26 protein-coding genes (1 of these 26 cut by a window edge) are annotated in these 22,595 nt (G+C 49.3%); all 26 read left to right on the forward strand.

The features are described 5' to 3' along the window. Window positions 1-101 precede the first annotated feature (101 nt). A complete protein-coding gene (locus tag MKY48_RS08070) occupies window positions 102-344 on the forward strand; it encodes a DUF4321 domain-containing protein (protein WP_076323127.1) in 243 nt (80 codons plus the stop codon). Window positions 345-369: 25 nt separating this feature from the next. Next, on the forward strand, window positions 370-981 hold the full coding sequence (locus tag MKY48_RS08075; protein WP_339271580.1) for a Maf family protein: 612 nt from the start codon (window positions 370-372) through the stop codon (window positions 979-981). An 85-nt stretch (window positions 982-1,066) separates the two neighbouring features. Further along, window positions 1,067-1,756: a DNA repair protein RadC gene (radC, locus tag MKY48_RS08080; protein WP_009593994.1), complete on the forward strand. Its 690-nt coding sequence runs from the start codon at window positions 1,067-1,069 to the stop codon at window positions 1,754-1,756. A gap of 38 nt (window positions 1,757-1,794) precedes the next feature. Next, window positions 1,795-2,829 (forward strand): rod shape-determining protein, encoded by a 1,035-nt coding sequence (locus MKY48_RS08085; RefSeq protein ID WP_009593998.1) that lies wholly within the window; start codon window positions 1,795-1,797, stop codon window positions 2,827-2,829. 57 nt (window positions 2,830-2,886) lie between these two features. Then, window positions 2,887-3,762, forward strand: a complete 876-nt coding sequence (gene mreC / locus MKY48_RS08090) for a rod shape-determining protein MreC (RefSeq protein ID WP_339292673.1) — start codon at window positions 2,887-2,889, stop codon at window positions 3,760-3,762. Window position 3,763: 1 nt separating this feature from the next. Beyond that, window positions 3,764-4,288 carry a rod shape-determining protein MreD gene (mreD, locus tag MKY48_RS08095; RefSeq protein ID WP_339292674.1) on the forward strand — a complete coding sequence of 175 codons (525 nt, stop codon included), beginning with the start codon at window positions 3,764-3,766 and terminating at the stop codon, window positions 4,286-4,288. Window positions 4,289-4,371: 83 nt separating this feature from the next. Continuing rightward, window positions 4,372-5,034, forward strand: a complete 663-nt coding sequence (locus MKY48_RS08100; RefSeq protein ID WP_339292675.1) for a septum site-determining protein MinC — start codon at window positions 4,372-4,374, stop codon at window positions 5,032-5,034. Between the two features lie 3 nt (window positions 5,035-5,037). Further along, window positions 5,038-5,832: a septum site-determining protein MinD gene (minD, locus tag MKY48_RS08105; protein WP_009594006.1), complete on the forward strand. Its 795-nt coding sequence runs from the start codon at window positions 5,038-5,040 to the stop codon at window positions 5,830-5,832. A gap of 167 nt (window positions 5,833-5,999) precedes the next feature. Further along, a complete protein-coding gene (locus MKY48_RS08110; protein ID WP_339292676.1) occupies window positions 6,000-6,908 on the forward strand; it encodes a M23 family metallopeptidase in 909 nt (302 codons plus the stop codon). Beyond that, window positions 6,901-7,764 (forward strand): M50 family metallopeptidase, encoded by an 864-nt coding sequence (locus MKY48_RS08115; RefSeq protein ID WP_213647985.1) that lies wholly within the window; start codon window positions 6,901-6,903, stop codon window positions 7,762-7,764. The genes MKY48_RS08110 and MKY48_RS08115 overlap by 8 nt, the downstream gene beginning before the upstream one ends. A gap of 118 nt (window positions 7,765-7,882) precedes the next feature. Continuing rightward, window positions 7,883-9,118, forward strand: a complete 1,236-nt coding sequence (locus tag MKY48_RS08120) for an Rne/Rng family ribonuclease (protein WP_339292677.1) — start codon at window positions 7,883-7,885, stop codon at window positions 9,116-9,118. 161 nt (window positions 9,119-9,279) lie between these two features. Beyond that, window positions 9,280-9,591: a 50S ribosomal protein L21 gene (gene rplU / locus MKY48_RS08125; RefSeq protein ID WP_006208810.1), complete on the forward strand. Its 312-nt coding sequence runs from the start codon at window positions 9,280-9,282 to the stop codon at window positions 9,589-9,591. Window positions 9,592-9,604: 13 nt separating this feature from the next. Then, window positions 9,605-9,937, forward strand: coding sequence for a ribosomal-processing cysteine protease Prp (locus MKY48_RS08130; RefSeq protein ID WP_339292678.1), 333 nt, complete (start codon window positions 9,605-9,607; stop codon window positions 9,935-9,937). 17 nt (window positions 9,938-9,954) lie between these two features. Next, window positions 9,955-10,266: a 50S ribosomal protein L27 gene (rpmA, locus tag MKY48_RS08135; RefSeq protein ID WP_015734021.1), complete on the forward strand. Its 312-nt coding sequence runs from the start codon at window positions 9,955-9,957 to the stop codon at window positions 10,264-10,266. A gap of 169 nt (window positions 10,267-10,435) precedes the next feature. After that, window positions 10,436-11,176: a Spo0B domain-containing protein gene (locus MKY48_RS08140; RefSeq protein ID WP_339292679.1), complete on the forward strand. Its 741-nt coding sequence runs from the start codon at window positions 10,436-10,438 to the stop codon at window positions 11,174-11,176. Between the two features lie 13 nt (window positions 11,177-11,189). Then, window positions 11,190-12,500, forward strand: coding sequence for a GTPase ObgE (gene obgE / locus MKY48_RS08145; protein ID WP_076323137.1), 1,311 nt, complete (start codon window positions 11,190-11,192; stop codon window positions 12,498-12,500). A 287-nt stretch (window positions 12,501-12,787) separates the two neighbouring features. Then, on the forward strand, window positions 12,788-14,095 hold the full coding sequence (locus MKY48_RS08150) for an SPFH domain-containing protein (RefSeq protein WP_339292680.1): 1,308 nt from the start codon (window positions 12,788-12,790) through the stop codon (window positions 14,093-14,095). Window positions 14,096-14,115: 20 nt separating this feature from the next. After that, window positions 14,116-14,874, forward strand: coding sequence for a hypothetical protein (locus MKY48_RS08155; protein WP_339292681.1), 759 nt, complete (start codon window positions 14,116-14,118; stop codon window positions 14,872-14,874). Between the two features lie 24 nt (window positions 14,875-14,898). Then, window positions 14,899-15,651: a hypothetical protein gene (locus MKY48_RS08160; RefSeq protein ID WP_339292682.1), complete on the forward strand. Its 753-nt coding sequence runs from the start codon at window positions 14,899-14,901 to the stop codon at window positions 15,649-15,651. A gap of 276 nt (window positions 15,652-15,927) precedes the next feature. Continuing rightward, on the forward strand, window positions 15,928-16,365 hold the full coding sequence (locus MKY48_RS08165) for an ACT domain-containing protein (protein ID WP_063478870.1): 438 nt from the start codon (window positions 15,928-15,930) through the stop codon (window positions 16,363-16,365). A gap of 53 nt (window positions 16,366-16,418) precedes the next feature. Continuing rightward, window positions 16,419-17,705 (forward strand): homoserine dehydrogenase, encoded by a 1,287-nt coding sequence (locus MKY48_RS08170; protein ID WP_339271601.1) that lies wholly within the window; start codon window positions 16,419-16,421, stop codon window positions 17,703-17,705. Window positions 17,706-17,766: 61 nt separating this feature from the next. Beyond that, the gene (gene thrC, locus MKY48_RS08175) at window positions 17,767-18,840 is read left to right on the forward strand and encodes a threonine synthase (RefSeq protein WP_076323143.1); all 1,074 of its coding nucleotides are present in this window, start codon (window positions 17,767-17,769) and stop codon (window positions 18,838-18,840) included. Beyond that, window positions 18,837-19,805 (forward strand): homoserine kinase, encoded by a 969-nt coding sequence (gene thrB, locus MKY48_RS08180; RefSeq protein ID WP_339271602.1) that lies wholly within the window; start codon window positions 18,837-18,839, stop codon window positions 19,803-19,805. The genes thrC and thrB overlap by 4 nt, the downstream gene beginning before the upstream one ends. Beyond that, on the forward strand, window positions 19,802-20,689 hold the full coding sequence (pheA, locus tag MKY48_RS08185) for a prephenate dehydratase (protein ID WP_076323145.1): 888 nt from the start codon (window positions 19,802-19,804) through the stop codon (window positions 20,687-20,689). The genes thrB and pheA overlap by 4 nt, the downstream gene beginning before the upstream one ends. After that, on the forward strand, window positions 20,690-21,574 hold the full coding sequence (ilvE, locus tag MKY48_RS08190; protein WP_339271606.1) for a branched-chain-amino-acid transaminase: 885 nt from the start codon (window positions 20,690-20,692) through the stop codon (window positions 21,572-21,574). A 163-nt stretch (window positions 21,575-21,737) separates the two neighbouring features. Beyond that, window positions 21,738-22,595 carry the 5' portion of a LysM peptidoglycan-binding domain-containing protein gene (locus MKY48_RS08195; protein WP_339292683.1) on the forward strand. The gene runs 852 nt beyond the window's last position, so the window shows 858 of its 1,710 coding nt (coding positions 1-858); its start codon is at window positions 21,738-21,740; its stop codon lies beyond the right edge, outside the window.

A 22,595-nucleotide genomic window follows, 5' to 3' on the forward strand; every position in this document is an offset into this window, starting at 1 on the left:
GGAACTGGAAATAGTTCCCCCTGCCGGATTTCTGTTTGTATTGCTTATCGATTCACCGTATAATAATTAGGGTGTCAAAATATGGCGAGGGAAGAGGATGCATGAAGAAAAACAAAGGAATGCTCATCTTGTTTTTGCTGCTGGGGTGGCTGACGGGAACATGGCTTGCTAAGGCGCTTCAGCCTGTCAAGGCTTTGTCGTTTTTAACGTCTACTACACCGATTAAGTGGTCGCCTCGCGCTGATTTTGACATTATTCGTTATGATATTAACCTTGAACTTAACTTTTGCCTGCTCAGTCTGCTCGGTATTATAGCTGCACTTTGGTTATACCGCAGGCTCTAAGACATGACAAAGGAGATTATCCCCCTTGAATGAGAAGAGAAACCGCCGTATCATATTGGCCTCCACCTCTCCTCGGCGTCAGGAATTGATTGCCTCCCTTCGTATCCCATTCGAGATTATGCCTAGTGAAGCTGATGAGGACACCCCGCAAGGGTGGTCGCCAGAGCGAATTGTGGAGTCACTGGCACTACGTAAAGCGGAAGCGGTTCTCCGAAAGCTGACGGATGATCCGGGAGATGGTATCATTGTGGGAAGCGACACGATTGTAGTTGTAGATGATCATGTCCTCGGGAAACCGGAGGATCATGCTGACGCGGCAAGGATGTTGTCCATGCTTCAAGGACGGGCTCACCTCGTGTACACGGGCGTGGCTTGTGTTGATCGGGAATCCGGTCATACAAAGGTTGCCCACCGTGTGACAACCGTAAAGATGAAATCGTTAAGTGATGATGCGATCGCGGCTTATGTAAAGAGCGGGGAACCTGCTGACAAAGCAGGCTCGTATGCGATTCAAGGCTTGGGTGCAACCATCGTGGAAGGAATCGAAGGCGACTATTTTAACGTTGTCGGCCTGCCGCTTTCTCTGCTGTCGGACATGCTGTCTGAAATGGGGATGGATGTACTCACCGATTCATAGATATAGAACAACGGCATGCGAAATGTAGGGGAATCCTGAAGTTTCGGTGACCTGCTGATTTAAATCTTAGAAAAGAGGGGAATATATGGAGTCGCCAACGCTATTGCTGCGCGACATCCCCCATGATGAACGACCTAGAGAGCGCATGATGCAATATGGGGCGAGCGCTTTAAGCCATGCAGAATTGCTGGCGATATTGCTTCGGACCGGTACCCGCCAGGAATCTGCCGTACATATAGCCCAGCGGCTGCTGGGGGAAGCAGGCGGCATCCGGCAGCTCGTTGATCTTAGCATTGAGGAAATTACGCAAATCAAAGGAATTGGAACCGCTAAGGCTGTTCAGCTGAAGGCTGGCATAGAGCTTGGACGGCGCTTAGCCGCATCGAGACATGTAGAGCCAGTTATTATTCGCAGTCCGCATGACGCGGCAGAACTGCTCAGTGAACAGATGCGCTATTTACAGAAAGAGCATTTTGTCTGTGTATTTTTAAATACGAAAAATCATGTCATTGCCCAGGAAACGTTATCGATGGGAAGCCTTAATGCTTCCATCGTTCATCCCCGCGAGGTGTTCAGAGCGGCCATCAAATGCAGCAGTGCATCCCTGGTGTGCGCGCACAACCATCCTAGCGGAGATCCGACGCCCAGCCCGGAAGACATATCGCTGACTGCCCGCTTAGTGGAGGCAGGACAGATTGTCGGGATCGACGTGCTGGATCATCTGATCATTGGGGACGGATCGTTTGTAAGTTTGAAGGAACGGGGCTTGATGTAATATAATAGTTCAGATTGACGAAGAAAGGGAGATACATCATGTTAGGTGGTTTTACGAAAGATTTGGGAATCGATTTGGGGACGGCAAATACGCTGGTTTATGTTCGTGGGAAAGGAATTGTCGTAAGAGAGCCTTCCGTGGTTGCTCTGCGTACAGATACTAAGAGCATTGAAGCCGTCGGAGAATCGGCTAAGAAAATGATTGGACGCACACCAGGCAATATTCGTGCCATTCGTCCGATGAAAGACGGCGTCATCGCTGATTTTGATACAACAGCTACGATGATTAAATACTTTATTCGTCAAGCACAGAAGCAACGTTCCATATTCCCGCGCCATCCGAACGTGATGGTATGTGTACCTTCCGGCATTACGGCGGTAGAGCAGCGTGCGGTTGAAGATGCGACCAAGCAAGCCGGTGCACGCGAAGCTTATACCATCGAAGAACCTTTTGCAGCTGCAATCGGCGCTGATTTGCCTGTGTGGGAACCTACAGGCAGCATGGTTGTTGATATCGGCGGAGGTACGACCGAGGTTGCGGTCATTTCTCTTGGCGGTATCGTAACCAGCCGCTCTGTACGCGTAGCAGGCGATGAGATGGATGAGTCTATTATTTCCTATATCAAACGTCAATATAACTTGATGATCGGTGAGCGCACATCCGAGCTGCTCAAGATGGAAGTCGGTTCCGCCATGCCGCTGGAGACCGTGGAAACGATGGAAATTCGCGGCCGTGACTTGGTGACGGGTCTGCCGAAGACGATTACCATTACTTCGGATGAGATTAGCGAAGCGTTGGCAGATACGATTAATGCGATTGTTGAAGCTGTTAAGGTTACGCTTGAGAAATGTCCTCCGGAGCTTGCTGCGGATATTATGGACCGGGGCATCGTGCTTACAGGAGGCGGCGCATTGCTTCGCAACCTGGACAAGCTGCTCGCTGAAGAGACCGGCATGCCGGTGATCGTTGCAGAGAATCCGCTGGATTGCGTGGCCATTGGTACAGGTAAAGCGCTCGAGAACATTCACTTGTTTAAATCCCGGAGCAGCTCTGCCGTCCGTTCCAAACGGTAGAAATCAAAATAGAAGTGTAAACCCCTAATGTTGGGAGAGAAAACAGTAAGTTAGAGGGTGTTGCAACTGTTTAAGCTGCTAGGTAATAAGCGATTGTTTATTATGCTCATCGGGCTGGTAGCGTTTATCGCTATTATGGGGTTTACGCTCGGCCCGAGAGCTTCTTTATCTTGGCCTGAAAAATTTGTCAAAGATACGGTCGGTTTTGTGCAAAGTGTGTTTTATAAGCCCGCTTCTTATATAGCGGGTTTCTTTGAAGATGTACGGAATATGAAGGAGATCTATGAAGAGAATGAGGAGCTGCGGAGAGCGGTAGCCCAATACTCTCGAGAGAGTGCTTCCTACAATACAATGAAAGCCAATTACGAAGAGCTTCAAGATATTCTTGGATTTACGAAGAACCAGAAGGATCGTGACAAATATGTATATCGTCCCGCACAGGTCCTTAGCGTCAACTCGGATCCAAATAACCGGACACTTGTCATCGATCTGGGCGAGCGCGCTGGGGTTCGCCCCAATATGTCGGTCACGACAGTGGACGGCATGGTCGGTATTATTAGCAGTGTAAGCAATTTCACCTCAACGGTGAAACTGTTGACATCGATGGACGCCCAGGATCCGAACCCGCAGCCGATTTCGGTGACGGCCATCGGCAAAGAGGATAAAACGTTTGGCGTGGTTGAGAGCTACGATGAGAAGACCAACACACTGCAGATGACGCGTATTCAGGAGAATGATCCGATCAAGAAGGGCGACAAAATCATTTCATCCGGTGCCGGAGGCGTAATACCACAGGGCTTGATCATTGGTGAGGTAAAAAGTGTTCAGGTAAGCCAATACGGTCAGAGCAGAACAGCTACAATTAAACCAGCGGCCAAGTTTGATGACTGGAAGTATCTGATCATCGTCTTTACGCCTGAGGAGCCGGAATAAGATGGCACGTAAACAGATTCTGGTCCTGTTGCTGTTCGTGCTGTTTATCCTGCAGGGCACGGTGGTTTTCTGGTTAACGCCAAGCTCGCTGCAGCTTCAGATTTATCCTAATTTTGTATTGGTCTGCTTGTTTTTTGTATCGATTTATTATCATCGCCATACGGGGCTGGTGCTCGGACTCATATTCGGCATGCTTCACGATATCGTGTATTACGGCGAGATGATTGGCACTTATTCATTTGCTATGGGCGTATCCGCATATCTGGTGGGACTTGTATTCAAGTCCCCGCGGGCACCATTGCCCATGATGATGACCGTTGTCATTCTGGGAAGTTTGTTGTTTGACAGTACGCTTTTTGGCATATATAAGGTGTTTCGACTTAATCCGACTTCTTATAATTGGTCACTGCTTCATCATATGCTACCCAATCTCCTTGTTCATTTTGCCTTTGCTCTGGCGATTTACGTTCCTCTTCGCAAGCAGATTGAGTTGGTTGCGAAGAATCAGAGAAGGAAGGCATCCTGAACCCTCCAATATGACATTTTACTAGACTAGCAGGAACTTGAAGGTTTGAGAGCGAAATGTATAGGGATGGGAGGGACAGGCTTATGGCTGTAAAATCCAATCATGTAACGATTAAGGGCATCAAAGATGGCCTGGTATTCCTGCTTGATGACCAGTGCGAGCTGGAGGAGTTGCTCGGCGAGCTGCGCTATAAGCTGGAGCACAGTCATCAGAATATTTTGACCGGACCTATCATTCATGTGGATGTGAAGCTGGGTTCCCGGAAAATTTCCGAAGAAGAGAAGCAGACGATTCTTGACATATTGAAGCAAAAGGGCAACCTGCTGATACGTAATGTGGAGTCGCCGCCGCTTGAGTCCGAGCTCATTCCAGAGGAGAAGCTTACACTTAAGACGGGAATGGTGCGTTCCGGACAGGTGCTGCATCATGACGGCGATCTCTTGTTCCTCGGCGATGTGAATCCCGGCGGGACCATAACGTGTACTGGCGATATCTACATATTGGGAGCTCTGCGTGGAACCGCGCACGCCGGTGTAGAGGGCAACGAGGAAGCGATTATAGCGGCTTCGTATCTTGCCCCCACCCAGCTCCGTATCTCCCAGATGATCAGCAGACCGCCGGATGAATGGGAGACGCGGGAAACGGTCATGGAGTTTGCGTATTTGAAGGACGGAAGCATGGAGATCGATAAGATCAGCAACATCTCACGTTTGGGTCGGGATTTTAATGTGTTTAAAGGGGTGTAGAACATGGGAGAGGCAATCGTCGTAACTTCAGGTAAAGGCGGAGTCGGTAAAACGACGACATCGGCGAACATCGGCACAGCTTTGGCACTGCTCGGTAAAAAAGTGTGTCTGGTTGATACGGACATCGGTCTTCGTAATTTGGATGTCGTGATGGGCCTGGAAAACCGGATAATATATGATTTGTGCGACGTTGCAGAAGGGCGATGCCGACTTAACCAGGCGCTAATCAAGGATAAGCGCTTTGATGAGCTGTATATGCTTCCTGCAGCCCAGACCAAAGACAAGAATGCCGTTTCTCCGGAGCAGGTGAAAGATATCGTACTTGAATTGAAAAAAGAATTCGAATACGTCATTATCGATTGTCCGGCTGGAATAGAGCAAGGATTTAAGAATGCCATTGCCGGTGCAGATAAAGCGATTGTGGTTACAACGCCCGAGAATGCGGCCGTGCGGGACGCAGATCGGATTATCGGCCTGCTGGAGAGCTCGCATGTCGAGTCTCCGAAGCTCGTGGTGAACCGGATTCGCCCGAACATGGTGAAATCCGGCGACATGCTGGAGATTGAAGATGTGCTGCAGGTGCTGAATATTGATCTGATCGGTATCGTGCCAGATGATGAAATGGTCATTAAAGCGGCCAACATCGGGGAGCCTACGGTGATGAATCCGGACTCCCAGGCAGCCATCGCCTATAGAAACATCGCCCGGCGTATCCTGGGTGACACCGTTCCTCTGATGCAAATCCATCAGAAAAAAGGAATGTTCACCAAATTCAAAAAGTTTTTTGGAATGGGTTAAGGGCTTAACACGAACCGGTGCCGGAAGGCATCGGTTTTTTGTTTACTTCATCGACGCTGTTTTGATCTGCATACATTCCGCTAGCTTCTTCAATAGGGCTTGTTCTAAATATCTTTCATCTCCTCATAGGATAGAGTAAGAAAACAAGCCCCAAGGGGGAAAGAACAATGGACATCAAAACTTCAGTTAAGAACCGAAGAGAAGCCCGCATTCGCGAGCTGCTGGAAGGGGAACAGTCTCAGGCACCGCATGATAAGTCGTCATGGACGCCCGTTCCCGAGAGGAAGCTTGCCAATCTCAATCTTCACAAGTCAGGCTTTGTACAGGATCACAGAGCGAACCCATCCCCTCGTCTCGCAGACAGGGAACCGGACCCCGAGCAGCTTTGGAAGCAAGGGCACCGCGGTTGGTATAGTACGCTGGATCCCGGTGATCCAGGGGAACCTCCAAGAAAAGCTTCGTTTCTGTCGGGCTTGGTGCGCCGCGTGATCGTCAGTGCGCTGGTGTTTGGATTGGCATGGGGGGTATTTTCGTTTCAGCAGCCGTGGGCTCTTCGTACGCAAGCTTTTATTGTTGAGGGACTGAGCCATGAGATGGATTTCCAGGCAGCTCAAGTATGGTACGAGGAGCATTTTGGAAGCGCGCCTTCCTTTATTCCGATTTTTGGACAAACTGACGAGCACTCGACGAAGGTAAATGCCGGGACTACTTTAGTTCCTCCGCTTTCCGGAAAGGTGGTCCAATCCTTTGCTGTGGATCTTAAAGGCATTGTTTTGGAAGCCGGAGGGGGTTCTTTAGCAGACCGGGCGGTTAAGAGTATAGAGACTGGACGCGTGCTTGAGGTTAAAGATCATCCTGAGAATGGGATCACCATTCTCATACAGCATACAGGAGAGAGAACGGCGATATACAGCAGGCTGGCAGAAACGGGACTTAAGGTAAACGATTGGGTCCAAGGTGGAGATATTATCGGCACATTGGCGTCTTCAGGCACAGGCAGCCCGCCCGCCCTTTATTTCGAACTGAAAGAGGGGAATCGTGGTGTCGATCCGGCGGAAGTGATTCCGTTTGATTAAGTTTAAGGGAACGGTATTGTCGCTGCATCCTCTCTTTGTTATTGTCATGCTGGCCTCTGTATTCACCGGTCGCTTTTTAGAATTGCTGACCCTGTTTATTATCGTGTTTATTCATGAATTGGGACACGCCGCCGCAGCGGCAGCGATGGGGTTCAAGGTACGAGCCATTCAGATGCTGCCGTTCGGCGGCGTTGCTGTCATTGAAGATGACGGCAGAATGACCGCGATGAAGGAAATCATCATTGCGCTTGCAGGTCCGCTGCAAAATGTCATCATGATTGGAATTACCCTGGTGTGCAGATGGGCGGGGTGGGGAGACGAGCAGCTGTTATCTTATATCATTCAGGGGAATCTCATCATTGCGCTGTTTAACCTTCTCCCGATTCTGCCACTGGATGGCGGCAAAGTGCTGCAAGCACTCATGAGCCTGCTCGCCCCATATCATGCGACCTTGCTGTGGGCTTCACGCGCCGGCATTTTGTGCAGCTTGATCATGATTGGATATGGCTTGCAGCCATTATTCTCCGGCGGCGGTATCCGTTTAAATGTGCTGATGATCGGTCTCTTTTTAGCGTATTCCAATTTTGAAGACTATCGGAATGTGCATTACCGGTTCTTACGATTTTTGGTTAATCGGAGCGGGATTTATGAACGAAATTTGGATGGACTCGGTCCTGCCCAGCCAATCGTTGCAGATTCTTCGAAACCTTTGGATGATATCATGCGTCTATTTAAACGAGAGAAGTATCATCTCATTTATGTCATGAGCGGACGAGGCAGCCTGCTTGCCGTCGTTCCGGAGCAGCATGTGATCTCTTCTTATTTTGCATCAAATGGTCCGCCCTGGTATGCGTAAATCGTAAACACCATGAGGAAGACGCAGGGCGGGCCATGATTCTTTATCCATTCATATCATCTGAGATTGTGTTAGGATAAAAAAATAGAATATCGTCTTCCATTTGAGGGGTGAAGCCATGAGGCAAATGATAGTTCATTGTGAACATGAGACCATTCAGATGGCCCTCATCGAAGATGGGAGGTTAGCAGAATTCGCCGTTGAGCGGAGTCGTGAGGAAAGTGTAGTCGGTAGTTTTTATAAGGGCAGGGTCGTTAATGTGCTGCCGGGCATGCAGGCGGCTTTTGTAGATATCGGGCTGAAGAAGAATGCATTTCTATATATTGATGATGTGCTCCATCCTCATTTAGAGAAGCAGCCCAAGCAGAAGCCGTCCATATCGGAGCTGCTAACAGTTGGCCAGGAATTGATCGTGCAGGTGATGAAGGAACCGAGAGGTGGCAAGGGGGCGCGGGTCACTACCCATTTCTCGCTTCCTGGTAGATGCATGGTGTACATGCCTACTGCGGATTATGTTGCCGTCTCCAAGAAAATTGGACGTGATGCGGAAAGAGCAAGGCTCAAGAGTATCGGCGATCAGCTCCGCACAGACGAAGAGGGGATCATTATCCGCACGGTATCGGAGGACGAGCCTTTAGAATTTCTTAAGGGAGATCTTGAATATCTGCGGAAAGAGTGGGCGCGAATTCTCGACAAGGGCGAATCTTCTCCTGCTCCAACGCTTCTTCATCGTGATTTAGGTATGCTGCAGCGTTTTCTCCGCGATGCTTTTGATCCACTTCATGACGAACTTGTGATCGACAGCAAGCTCAAAGGCGAGGAAACCAAGAGCTATCTGAGGGAAACCGTTCCTGGTATAGAGCCAAAGGTTACATATTACTCGGAAGGAAGTCCGATTTTTCATGCTTACGGGTTGGACGAGCAGATGAGAGCCGGCTTTGCAAGGAAAATCACGCTTCCCGAGGGTGTAACCATCGTTGTAGATCAGACGGAGGCCATGACCATCATGGACGTGAATACAGCCAAATATATCGGTGGCGATAATTTCGAGGAAACGGTGCTGAAGACAAATCTTATGGCGGCGCAGCAGATTGCAAGAATCTTGCGGCTCTGGGATATCGGAGGCATTATCATCGTTGATTTCATCGATATGGATCGTGAAGAGTATCGGGAGCAGGTTGTTTCTGCCATGGAGGCTGTGATGCGCAAGGACCGTGCCAAGAGCTTTGTGGTGGGTTGGACCAAGCTGGGACTGCTGGAAATGACCCGCAAAAAGGCTAGAGAAAGCTCTTCGCTCCCATTTGCCAAGCCCTGCGGGGCTTGTGGGGGCAGAGGCGTTGTTATCGAACAATGATGTTGACGGTGAACATGGGATGTGATATTATCATTGGGTATGTGTCTAGTGATGAATTGCTGCACATGCTGTAACCGCTCCGGTTGGGTTAGCAAGGACGTTCCTGCTTAGGACGGACACCTTAAACTAGGCGAGTCTGAGACATAGGGAGGTGCAAGCAAATGTACGCTATTATCGAAACAGGTGGTAAACAATACAAAGTTCAAGAGGGCGACGTATTGTTCATCGAGAAGCTGACTGCAGGTGACGGCGAGAGCGTGACTTTCGACCGTGTACTGGCCGTATCCAAAGAGGACGGTTTGGTAGCAGGTACGCCGGTTGTTTCCGGTGCAACTGTAACTGCGAAGGTGGAGAAGCACGGTAAAGGCCGTAAGGTCGTTGTATACAAATACAAGCCGAAGAAGAACTACCACAAGAAGCAAGGTCATCGTCAACCTTACACTAAAGTAACCATCGAGAAAATCCAAGCGTAAGTAGGTGCGGTAATTGATTACTGTACAAGTACTGCGCGGGGGAGATGGACAGATCCATAGCTTTAAGGTTACGGGGCACGCGGGATATGCCAATCCTGGAGAAGATATTGTATGTGCTGGAGTTTCCAGCATTACAGTGGGAACGGTCAATTCCATTGAAGCGTTAACCGGAACTGTTATGGAGACCCGGATGAAGGGCGGCTTTCTTAGCGCGAATCTTCCGCCGACGGCAGACGATTCCGTCTCGGGACAAGTTCAACTGCTTCTCGAATCCATGGTTGTTATGTTACAGGGAATTGCCGATTCATACGGCAAGTATATAAGAATACAAGAATTGACTACTTGAAGAAGGAGGTAGACAACATGTTGAAATTGGATCTTCAGTTATTCGCATCGAAAAAAGGTGTAGGTTCCACAAAGAACGGTCGCGATAGCGAATCGAAACGTCTTGGTGTGAAACGTGCGGACGGTCAAGCAGTGACTGGCGGCAGCATCTTGGTTCGCCAACGCGGAACGAAAATTCATCCAGGCACGAACGTAGGTATCGGTAAAGACGATACTTTGTTTGCGAAAGTTGACGGCGTTGTGAAATTTGAACGTTGGGGTCGTGATCGCAAGAAAGTGAGCGTCTACCCGGTTGATGTCGCTCCAGTAGCGGCTGCAGTAGAAGCTTAATCGTTTCTTATGCTGCATACAGAAGAAGCCTTTCGGCATCGTTGCCGGGGCTTCTTTTTTTGTAAATTGCGTAAAGATCATCATCCAGGGGATGAACCGTCCTGAAAGTCTATGATATACTGGGATTTGGTGAATGTAACCAATTGCTGTTGAAAGACGAGGAGAAGCGATGAAATCCTGGAAATGGATAGCAGCTGGGGCGGGGTTAACCTCCGTAATACCCGTAGCATGGATGGTATGGAAACCGACTTTGGCTGCAGGAGCAGTGTTGACGGTTTGGGCTGTCACTGCGTCTGTCTGCAGTGCATGGCTTGTCCGAAAATCGGACGAGCGTAGACAGCAAGCCATCGTTCGGAATATGGAGTCGACGGCGATTCAGATGCTGAATCACCATCGTCATGATTGGATGAATGAGCTTCAAATTTTGTACGGCTACATTCAACTTGGAAAGCTTGATAAAACAGTGGGTTCTGTGGAAAGAATAAAGGACAGGATGGCGACGGAGAGCAGAATCTCTAAGCTAGGCATTCCTTCGCTGGTTTTTTATTTACATTCATACCGTACGTACAGCAACAATCTGCAGCTCGACGTTGAAGTTGTGGACCAGGTACAACTGGAAGACAAAGTATCGCCACAAACGGCGGAGTCTTTTACCGAAGCAATCATTCAAACGGTGAGAGCTTTTCAATTGAGCGGAAAAGCGTCCTGGGGGGATACCCGGCAATTAACATTAACATTTATGCAGCAAGAACAAGAGCTGATGGTATGGGCACAAGGAGAAGGATCCTTTGGTGACCCGGACAGCTTGAAGCTTCAGATTGAACAATCCGTAAAAGGCGAAGGCATTCGGGTGGAGCAGACGGAGCCGGGGGAGACCTCGTATCGTTTGTATTTGCCGTTTGTGACTTGAGGAAGGTGATTTCATGTTTGTAGATAAGGCAAAAGTATATGTAAAAGGCGGAGACGGCGGAGATGGTCTCATTGCGTTCCGTCGAGAGAAATACGTTCCTGAAGGCGGACCTGCCGGCGGTGACGGCGGTAAGGGCGGCGACGTGATTTTCCGGGTGGACGAAGGACTGCGCACGTTGATGGATTTCCGTTACCAGAAGCATTTTAAGGCCAAGCGCGGGGAAAAAGGCCGCAATAAAAGTCAGCATGGCGCCAATGCGGATAGCATGATTGTCCGTATCCCGCCGGGTACCATCTTAATGGATGACGATACCGGTGAGGTGATTGGGGATTTGACCCGGCACGGTCAACAGGTTGTTGTTGCCAGAGGAGGCCGTGGAGGGCGTGGAAATATCCGCTTTGCTACGCCGAACAATCCGGCGCCTGAACTTGCCGAGAACGGTGAGGAAGGCGAAGAGCGTTACGTAACCCTGGAACTTAAAGTGATGGCTGATGTAGGTCTCGTCGGGTTCCCTAGCGTAGGCAAATCAACCTTGTTATCCGTTGTATCTGCGGCTCAGCCGAAGATCGGCGCATACCACTTTACGACCATAACACCGAATTTGGGAATGGTTGAGGTTGGAGACGGTCGCAATTTCGTAATGGCTGACTTGCCTGGTCTGATTGAGGGTGCTCATGAAGGCGTGGGACTTGGTCACGAATTCCTCCGGCACGTGGAAAGAACACGCGTCATTATCCATGTTGTGGATATGGCAGGCACGGAAGGAAGGGATCCGTTTGAGGACTGGGAAAAAATCAATGATGAAATCAGGCTTTACAACCCGGTTCTGGTCGATCGGCCGCAAATCGTAGCCGCTAATAAAATGGATATGCCGGAGGCGGAAGAGTATTTGGCAGCCTTCAAAGAGAAGGTGAAGGAGATCCGTCCGGACATCGAGGTCATGCCGATTTCCTCGCTGACCCGACAAGGTATCCAGGAACTTCTTTATCGCACGATCGATGTGCTCGAAAGTATTCCGGATGAGCCAGCGATTGAAGAAGTATCCGAGGTTTCCGAGCGTAAGGTGTATAAATTCAAAGCGCAAAACGACAACTCCTTCACCGTCACTAGGGATAATGAGATGTATGTGGTGCATAGCGAGCGAATTGAGCGGATGCTGAAACGGATGCAGATGAATTCACATGATGCGATTCTGAAGCTTGCAAGAACCATGCGTCATATGGGCGTTGATGAAGAACTCCGGAAACGGGGGGCGACAGAAGGCACCATTGTACGGATTGGCGATTTCGAATTCGAATTTGTTGAAGGCAGCAGCTACTATTAATGCGTAAAAAGTACGTTTTGAAGAAAAATACCGCAAAGTCTGTATAACAGCAGGCTTGGCGGTATTTTTTTTATGAACGAACTTGTATCTCTATGAATCGATAACTCGTAAACATGAACAGTGATTTATGGCATCTGCATGTGAAATTGTTTCGATATGTCTTTTTCCATTTAGGTTTCCAAATTTTGCATCCACATATCGGGTAAATCGTATACAATAGTAGTACAATAGTCCTTTTCCATAGACAATCAGGATGGAAGGAACGGCGTAAAAAGGAGAGTAGAACTATGGCGATTATTGAAGTTGTAAAATACGAAGGGCCGCCGGATGTGTTTGCATGGCGTTATCCGAATCAGGAGTTAGGGACTTGGACCCAGCTCATTGTTCATGAGACACAGGAGGCAATCCTGTATAAGGGCGGTCAGGCCCTGGACTCCTTCTCAGCGGGGCGGCATACGCTGAGTACAGCGAATATACCGATTTTATCCAATGTGATCAATCTTCCATTCGGTGGGAAGTCTCCCTTTACGGCAGAAGTCTGGTTTGTGAATAAACTTCGTTCACTGGACGTGAAATGGGGGACCAACTCGCCGATCCAGCTGCAAGATCCGAAATACAATATTATCGTATCGGTCCGGGCTTTTGGCCAATTCGGCGTACAGATCAGCGATCCGCGAAAGTTTCTGGCGACCATGGTCGGTACGCTGCAAACTTTTGACCAGAGCACCCTGATTAAATATTATCGCGGCGTACTGATGTCCAATATTACGGAAATCATATCCTCCTATATCGTTCGCAAAAAAATCAGCGTTGTGGAGATCAATGCTTACATAGCGGAAATATCGAAGCATATCATGGAAGCGATTGCGCCTTCATTTGAAGAGATAGGGATCACTCTGCTGAATTTCTATGTAGATTCCATCAACATACCGGAGAATGACCCTGCAGCTGTTCGAATCAAGGAGGCGCTAGCGAAGAAAGCGGAGATGGACATCATCGGATATACCTATCATCAGGAAAGAACCTTTAATACGCTTGAGGGGGCAGCGAAGAATCCCGGCAGCCCGGCAGCGGTCATGGGGACCGGGCTGGGCATGGGGCTTGGGATGGTCGGCCCGATGTACGAGACCGCCCGGCATATGTTTGAGAGTTCAAAGGAACTAGAGAAGGATGATATGCCAATCAACCAGAAGGCGTGTACCAAGTGCGGAACACGGAACGGGGAAGAAGCCCGATTCTGTTCGGGATGCGGCCAATCGCTTCAGGCGCAAGCCGAGCAAGAGCCAGCGAAAACCGTCCGGTGCAGCGATTGCGGGCAGCCTCTACCTCCGAATGCCAAGTTTTGTCTTCACTGCGGAGACCCTTACCATGCATGCCCTAAGTGTGGTCATGACCATCCTGCCGGTGCTGTTGAATGTCCGGAGTGCGGTGCACCGCTGCCTATGCCTTGCCGGGCATGCGGTGAATTGGTGGATGCGGAAGCCAAGTTTTGCCCGCACTGCGGGTCGAGCCATGAACTTACATGTCCTGGGTGTCATCATGAGATCAAACCGGGCCAGAAGTTCTGCATGGAGTGCGGTCATAAATTGATGTGAAGTGAAAGCGGGGGAATAGAGTGAACACAAGGACCACAAGTCGAAACAGATTATGGCTGGCTGCCGTAGCGCTTCCGGTCGTAACCATCCTTCTGTTCGGATTGATCAGTGGGATCGTTCAGCTGAATGCTTGGATATCGGGCATAGCCCTCGGATGCGCCGAGGCGGCCATTCTCGTATTTATCGGTTTTGTCATGCACCAGCGCAAAGCGGCTTCGTCAGGAGCACCCTTTCATATTGCTTCAGGCGTTATTATAGGGATCTATACAATCTCCGTCTTGCTGGAGGTTATTCTGCTGGGATATTTATTTAAGCTGCCTGAATCTTCGTATTTAATGATTCATCTGATAACCTTCCTGGGGTTTTCGGTTGTTCTGGGACTGATAGCTTTGGCGGGAAAATATGCAGGAGCTCATGAACGGAAGGAAAGTGATCATCTTTCGGTTAAGAAAGAGACGGTGGCTTGGATCGGGGGAATCCGGAGAAAACTAGGGGAGATGCCAGGAGAGAACATTCATTTGTTAGACCGGCAGATGGCCGAGCTTGAGGAAACGCTTCGGTATAGCGATCCAATCACACACACCTCATTATATGAAGTGGAGCATATGATCCAGCAAAAAATCGCGATGTTGGAGGACCAAGTGGCGCTGATCGGGGAGACACAAGCGGAACAACGTGATGAGCTGGTAGAGCAAACCGTTCACATCATCTGTGATATCCTTAGAACGGTACAGGATCGCAACACGGAACTTCTGAAAGCAAAAGCGGGATCAACCTAATGCAGATGATAGAGGGGATAGAAAATGGAAGCTTCTGATCTCAAGCGCTTTAAACAGAAATTCACGACAGTGGATTATTCTATTATTGCGGTGGCGGTTCTGTTTTTTCCGCTGGCCATTGTGCTGACAGCTGTTCGGGTCCTTGTCACCCATCGCCATAATCACTGTAAGGGACGAAACAATCGGCTCTTCGGGTGGGTTTTGGTCATCACCTATGGAATCTTTGAATTGCTTATGATTCTGGCGACTATTGATGATAAAGATGTCGATGGCCTCTATTCGGCTTCCATCGTTTGGGGCGTTATTATACTGGTTCCAGCTATCATCATGCTGTTGATTGCCAAAAAAGAAGACAAGAAATTCAACAGTTTGCTGCAATTTTATTCGAATGCCATTATGAAAAGAGGGCTCGTCCAGATTGAATATATCGCTCGTGAGGCAAGACAAACGCCGGCACATGCCGTCCGGGATATCACGTTCATGTTTGAACGGCGTATGCTGCCTAACGGAAAGCTCGACAATGGAGTCGTCATCATCCCGTCCTTGCAGAGGAGAACCCAATCCCCATTCCAAGGGGAATTTGTTTCGCGCAGTGGACAGAGAATGCAGTATTCACTGGGAGAAGCTGCGGCTGAACCAGCGCCATTAACCCGAAACGAAGCGACGCCCGATCCAGGACCGACGTCTGTGGAATGCCCGGGCTGCGGGGCAAGGTCGGTCGTAACGCATCTGGAGAAAAAAGAATGTGAGTATTGCGGTACGGTGATTGTGGCTTAGATTTTACGCGGAGCGTTTGATCTCAAATCTTAAACATGGTTGTTTCATCGGCAGTTTCCGCATACCGGAGACTGCTTTTTCTTACGCATCATTTACAATTTTGACGTGAATATCGATGTGTTCCGAATCGAATTGCGATATAGTATAGGCTATAGAGTTGACATAAGAAATATCGGGATATCTAAAAAAACTGGACACTTATGTATTGCCCTTACTTGGTATATCCAGTATAATGTCCACTATACGAATACAGTAGTCTTTGAGGAGAGGACGTTTGTGAAGGAACGCTACTATTTGGTCCGGGAAGACATCCTTCCCGAGGCTGTGGTTAAGACGATGCAAGTAAAAAAATTGCTGGCGTCGGGAGACGTTAGGACGGTCCATGAAGCCGTTGAGCAAGTTGGGCTTAGCCGAAGCGCTTTTTATAAGTACAAGGATGGAATCCATCCTATCAATCAACTGGAACGAGATGAAATCGTAACGATTTCTATCGATATGGAACATCGCTCCGGGATGCTATCCGAAGTGCTGGGGCTGGTAGCGGGTGAAGGCGGGAATGTATTAACCATTCATCAGAGCATTCCACTGCAGGGTATCGCCAATGTCGTGATTTCCGTCGAAGTATCCCGGCTTAATGAGGAGCTGGATGATCTGCTCGACGGATTGAGACGAATAACCGGAGTAAGAAGAGTGCAGATGATAGGCCAGGGTTAAGTTATGATGAATAAATAGATATCTATGCGATGGGATACAGGAGGTATGTATTAATGAAACCGGTCAAAGTAGGACTTTTGGGATTAGGAACCGTAGGAACAGGGGTTGTCCGCATCGTTGAGGGGCATCAGGAGGATTTGAGCAGCCAGGTCGGTTCGCCGATTTCGATAGAACGCATCGCTGTCAAACATTTGGAGAAGTACCGCAGTATCAATGTGGACCAGAATAAACTGACGGAAGATCCATGGGCGGTCATCCGCGATCCTGAGATTGATGTCATCGTTGAAGTGATGGGCGGGATTGAGCAGACGAAAACCTATATTCTCGAAGCGCTTGAGCGCGGCAAGCATATCGTTACCGCGAATAAGGATCTGATGGCTCTCCATGGTGCCGAAATATTAGCCAAGGCACAAGAGAAGCAGTGCGACGTGTTCTACGAGGCAAGCGTTGCTGGCGGTATTCCTATTATCCGCACGTTGATTGAAGGCTTCTCCTCGGATCGAATCATGAAAATCATGGGGATCGTGAACGGTACAACCAACTTCATTTTGACCAAGATGAGCCAAGAAGGCGCATCGTATGAGGATGTCCTGGCTGAAGCTCAGGAGCTCGGTTATGCAGAAGCCGATCCGACCTCCGATGTGGAAGGCTTGGACGCGGCCCGCAAAATGGCGATACTAGGGACACTCGGCTTCCGCACGAACGTTGAGCTCCAGGATGTAACCGTTAAGGGAATCTCGCAAGTGACCAAAGAAGATATCGCCTATGCGAAGCGTTTGGGCTACGAGATGAAGCTTCTGGGTATAGCGGAGCGTCAGGACGATGAGTTCAGCATCACTGTTCAGCCTACGATGGTTCGAAAAGGACATCCTATCGCGGCCGTGAATGGGGTATTTAACGCGGTTTATGTATACGGAGAAGCTGTAGGTGAAACGATGTTTTACGGAGCCGGCGCCGGCGAGATGCCAACCGCTACATCCGTCGTTGCAGACTTGGTTGCGGTCATCAAGAATCTGAAGCTCGGCGTCAACGGGCTCAAAGCCATCGTTCCTTACAAACCGAAGAAACTCAAAACCGATGAGCAGATTATGTACAAGAACTTCATTTTGCTTCATGTCGACGATAAAGCAGGTGTACTTGCCCAAATTACGCAGGTGTTCGCCGAATATAACGTCAGCCTGGAATCGGTTGTTCAGCAGCCGAACGAGCATAATCCGGACGCAGAGATTATCATCGTCACGCACAATGCGAGCAAAGCCAATATGGATGAAGTGTTGAATCATTTTGAAGGCCTGGAAGTCATCCGCCGGATTAAAAGTGTTTACCGTGTTGAAGGATAAGGGATTAGAACTCATTAAATACCCGATATAATTTTTTCATAAGAAAAGGAGAACATGAGAGATGCCGTATGAAGGATTGCTTCAAACCTACAGAGAATATTTGCCGGTGAATGAGCGTACTCCGCTTTTAACGCTTAAGGAAGGAAACACACCTTTGATCAAAGCCGTGAATCTATCTGAAGAGCTCGGAATTGATCTGCATTTCAAATTTGAAGGGCTTAATCCAACGGGTTCATTTAAAGACCGCGGGATGGTGATGGCCGTAGCGAAAGCAATGGAAGAGGGAAGCCGTACTATTATGTGCGCTTCCACGGGTAATACGTCAGCAGCAGCTGCTGCTTATGCCGCTCGTGGCGGATTAAATTGTATCGTTATCATTCCGAACAATAATATTGCGCTGGGCAAGCTCGCCCAGGCAATGATCTACGGAGCGAAGGTTATTGCGATTGAGGGCAATTTTGACCGCGCGCTGGAAATCGTGCGCGAGATTACGGCGAAGCATCCGATTGCGCTTGTGAACTCCGTGAACCCTTATCGAATCGAAGGCCAGAAGACGGCTGCATTCGAAGTCGTAGACCAGTTAGGGAAAGCTCCGGACGTGCTGGCGATTCCGGTCGGCAATGCGGGGAACATCTCCGCTTACTGGAAAGGATTTAAAGAGTACCACGCGGCGGGCAAATCCTCTTCACTACCGAAAATGCTAGGATTTGAAGCGGAAGGTGCTATGGCGATCGTGAAGGGAGAGCCTATTGCGAATCCGGAAACGGTAGCGACTGCCATCCGTATCGGGAACCCAGCCAGCTGGAAAACCGCGGTTGCCGCCGCAGAGGAATCCGGTGGACAGATTAACTACGTAACGGATGAAGAAATTTTGGAAGCATACCGAAAAATTGCATCGCGTGAGGGCATTTTTGCCGAGCCAGGATCGGCTGCCTCCATCGCAGGCGTTTATAAAATGAAGCGAGAAGGATATTTTAAAGGTGGAGAGTCCGTTGTCTGTGTGCTGACAGGGCATGGGCTCAAGGATCCGAATATCGCCATTTCTACCGTGAACGCCGAACCGCTCGTCGTATCGGATACGGAATCAGCCGTAATGGATGCTATTGCTAAGCTTGAAGGAGCTGCACGGGTATGAGTTTGTCTCAAGGTGTCCGGGTGAAGGTTCCGGCCAGTACGGCTAATTTGGGACCTGGATTCGATACACTCGGCATGGCATTGTCTTTATATTCCTGGATCGAGATGAAGGCGTCGGAGCGGACCGTATTCCATCTTCATGGTGATGAGATGGGAGGTCTGCCGACGGATAAGAGCAACCTGATCTACAAGGTGGCTCAGATGGTTTTTGAAGAAGCGGGACAGGCTGTTCCTGATCTGGAGATTTCCATGTATTCCGAAATTCCGCTTACCCGCGGTCTTGGCAGCAGTGCATCGGCGATTGTAGGGGCGCTGGCGGCTGCCAATGCGCTGATCGGTTCGCCGCTGCCCGATTCCAAGCTTTTTGACATGGCGACGGATCTTGAGAAGCACCCGGATAATGTAGGGGCCTCTTTATTTGGAGGGATTATTACGGCGGTATGGGACGGAGCCCATGCGGATTATATCCGCATTGAACCTCCAGCAGACCTCGGAACGCTCGTGGTTATTCCCGATTTCGAGTTGGCTACATCCAAAGCAAGGGAAGCGCTGCCCGCCCAGGTCAGTTTAGCGGATGCTGTATATAATATTAGTCGATCCTCCTTGATGACCGCGGCTCTTTCGGCAGGCAGACTGGACTTGATTCGGGCTGCAATGCAAGATCGGATTCACCAACCCTATCGGGTGCCGCTTGTGCCAGGGATGACCAAGATTTTGACCGAAGCGACAAGCCACGGAGCGCTCGGTGTTGCGCTAAGCGGAGCGGGCCCGACGATGATTGCGTTGGTGGATCGGAACGATTCACAGATAGAAGAATTGAGCGCGTATTTAATGGAGACGATGAAGGCGGAAGGAATCTCGTCTTCGTGCTACCAATTGAATCCAGTTGCGGAAGGCGTCCAGCTCTTGGATGATATAAACAATAGATCCTTTTTGGATATGATTAGAGGGGAAGTTACCGCATGAAAAAAATAGCCTTGTTGCCCTCAGGATCGGTATCTCATGAAGCGATACTTTATCTCCTTAACGGTGAGCCGGTGGAGTTTGTCCACCATAAACTGATCTCTGATGTATTTATGTCTACAGTAGAAGGACAAAGCGATTACAGCGTGATCCCGATTGAGAATACCATCGAAGGCTCCGTGAGCCTTCATATGGATTGGTTGGTCAATGAGGTGGATCTGCCGATGCAGGTAGAGTGGGTCTATCCTTCCATTCAAAACCTGATCGGAAATGCTGCCGAGTTCCGTTCAAATGACGGTACGATGGATTACAGTAAAATCACAAAAATTTGGTCCCACCAAGTAGCAACGGCCCAGTGCCGTCAGTTCCTCGCGAAGGCCGCACCACAGGCTGAGTTGGAGCAAGTAGGCAGCACGTCTGAAGGGGTTAAGATCGTAAAGGAAAATCCCGGCCAGGGATGGGCGGCGATCGGCACTTCACTCGGCGCAGCCACTCACGGATTAAACCTGCTTGCCGAGCGTATTACCGACCATGATAACAATTACACCCGGTTTGTCTTGATCGGACGCGAGCCGATTTCAGTCAACCGTTCGCCGGAGCATATCAAGACCAGCATTCTCGTGACCCTCCCAGAGGATGTGCCGGGAGCGCTGCATCAGGTGCTTTCTGCTTTTGCTTGGCGGCGCCTGAACCTGTCGCGGATCGAATCCCGTCCGACGAAGAAGAAACTCGGTAATTACTATTTTTATATCGATGTCATGGCCGCAGCGGATTCCGTTCTATTGCTCGCCGCCATGGGAGAGATTGAAGCGCTGGGATGTTTGGTTCGTGTGCTGGGTACTTATCCGGGCTATGCGTACGAGAGTGAGAAAATGGAGGTTAAGTAAATGTCAGAGCAATGGATCTATCTGGATGGAGAATTCGTCACAAAAGAGAATGCAAAAGTATCCGTTTTTGATCATGGATTTTTGTACGGAGACGGCATATTCGAAGGCATTCGGATATATAACGGCAACATCTTTAAGTGCAAGGAACACTTGGATCGGCTGTACGATTCCGCCAAGTCCATCGATTTAGTCATCCCACTGGCATATGATGAGCTGCTGGAGGCTACGGCCGAAACGATTCGGCGCAACGATATGCGAAACGGGTACATCCGTATCGTAGTATCCCGAGGTGCAGGCAATCTGGGTCTGGATCCGCGTCGCTGCCCTAAACCAACGGTGTTGATCATTGTGGAACAGCTGGCGATCTACTCTGAAGAAGCCTATCTGAACGGTTTGAAGGCTGTATCCGTAGCTCAGCGCCGTAACATTCCGGATGCGCTCAATCCGAAAATCAAGTCTCTGAACTATTTGAACAATATTCTTGTGAAGATACAATCCAACTTTGCGGGAGCGGATGAAGCAATCATGATGAACGCACAAGGATATGTGACGGAAGGCTCCGGGGACAATATTTTTATCGTGAAAAACAGCGTGGTCACCACGCCACCGTGCTACCTTGGTGCGCTTGAAGGCATTACACGTCAGGCGATTATTGATTTGTGCGATAAACTCGGCATTAAATTGAAGGAAGAGCCTTTCAGCATGCATGACGTATATATTGCAGACGAGGTATTTTTTACAGGAACCGCCGCCGAGGTCATCGCCGCTCGCGAAATTGACGGACGGATGATCGGAAAAGGGCAGGCTGGTCCAATTACGCTTCAATTGCTCGAGGAATTCCGCAAAATTGTGGATCAAGACGGTTATAAAGTGTGGGAATCCTAACGTTTTTGGACAGCTAAATAAACGACTTAAAAAATCCTTTCATGTCGATGAAAGGATTTTTTTTGCCCAGAGGGATGTCAATCGCCTATTCCGTGCATAGGATGTAGTAACGAAAGCGGGCGAATAACATGACGCCTAGAAGAGTGTAGGAGGTTTTAGCGGCGTGAAGATATACATCGTCAAGGAAGGCGACACCCTATATGAGCTGTCCAAAAAATACGACGTTCCTTTAGCGAAAATCATCGATGCCAATCCACAGCTGGTGGATCCGAATAAGCTCGATGTCGGTGCCAAAATCAAATTACCGACAGAGCCTGTTCCGGTACCAGGCGGCAGCCAACCCATTATCCATAAGCATACGGTAAAGCAGGGGGACTCCCTCTGGAAACTGTCGAAGGCATGGGGCGTAACCCTGAAGGAAATCATTGATGCCAACCCGCAGCTTAAAAATCCGAATGCCCTGCTGGTGGGAGAGGTCGTGAACATCCCTTCATCAGGCGTATATTCGGAGTCGGGCGCAGATGACGGGGGTTCGATGAGCAGTGGCAGTGGTTTGAACCCGGGCAAGAAGAAGCCGGGCAGCAAGGATTACACAGGAGTAAAGGAAGAAATCACAGCGCCGATCGAGCAGCCTCCGGTTGTTCCGGAAGTTAAGGAGCCCGAGCCGCTGATTTTGCCGAAACTTCCTGAGATTTCGCCTTTCCCCGAGGAGCCTAAGAAATTCGAACCGGAGTACAAACCGGAGATTTTACCTGAAATCAAGAAGCCGGTCATCCTGCCGGAAGTCATGAAACCAGAGATCCTGCCAGAAGTAAAGAAACCGGAAGTCATGCCTGATTTTAAAAAGCCTGCAATCATGCCTGCAATCATGCCTGATTTCAAGCCGGAATTTAAACCTGAATTTAAACCAGATTTTAAACCGCCATATAAGCCAATAGAACCTGAGTATACGTACCCTGTTAAAACCATGCCGTTACCTCACCCAATCCATCCCATGGCCGAACCATGTCCGCCATTTGCG

The organism is Paenibacillus sp. FSL W8-0187 (assembly GCF_037969755.1).
Classification (GTDB): Bacteria; Bacillota; Bacilli; order Paenibacillales; family Paenibacillaceae; genus Paenibacillus_AQ.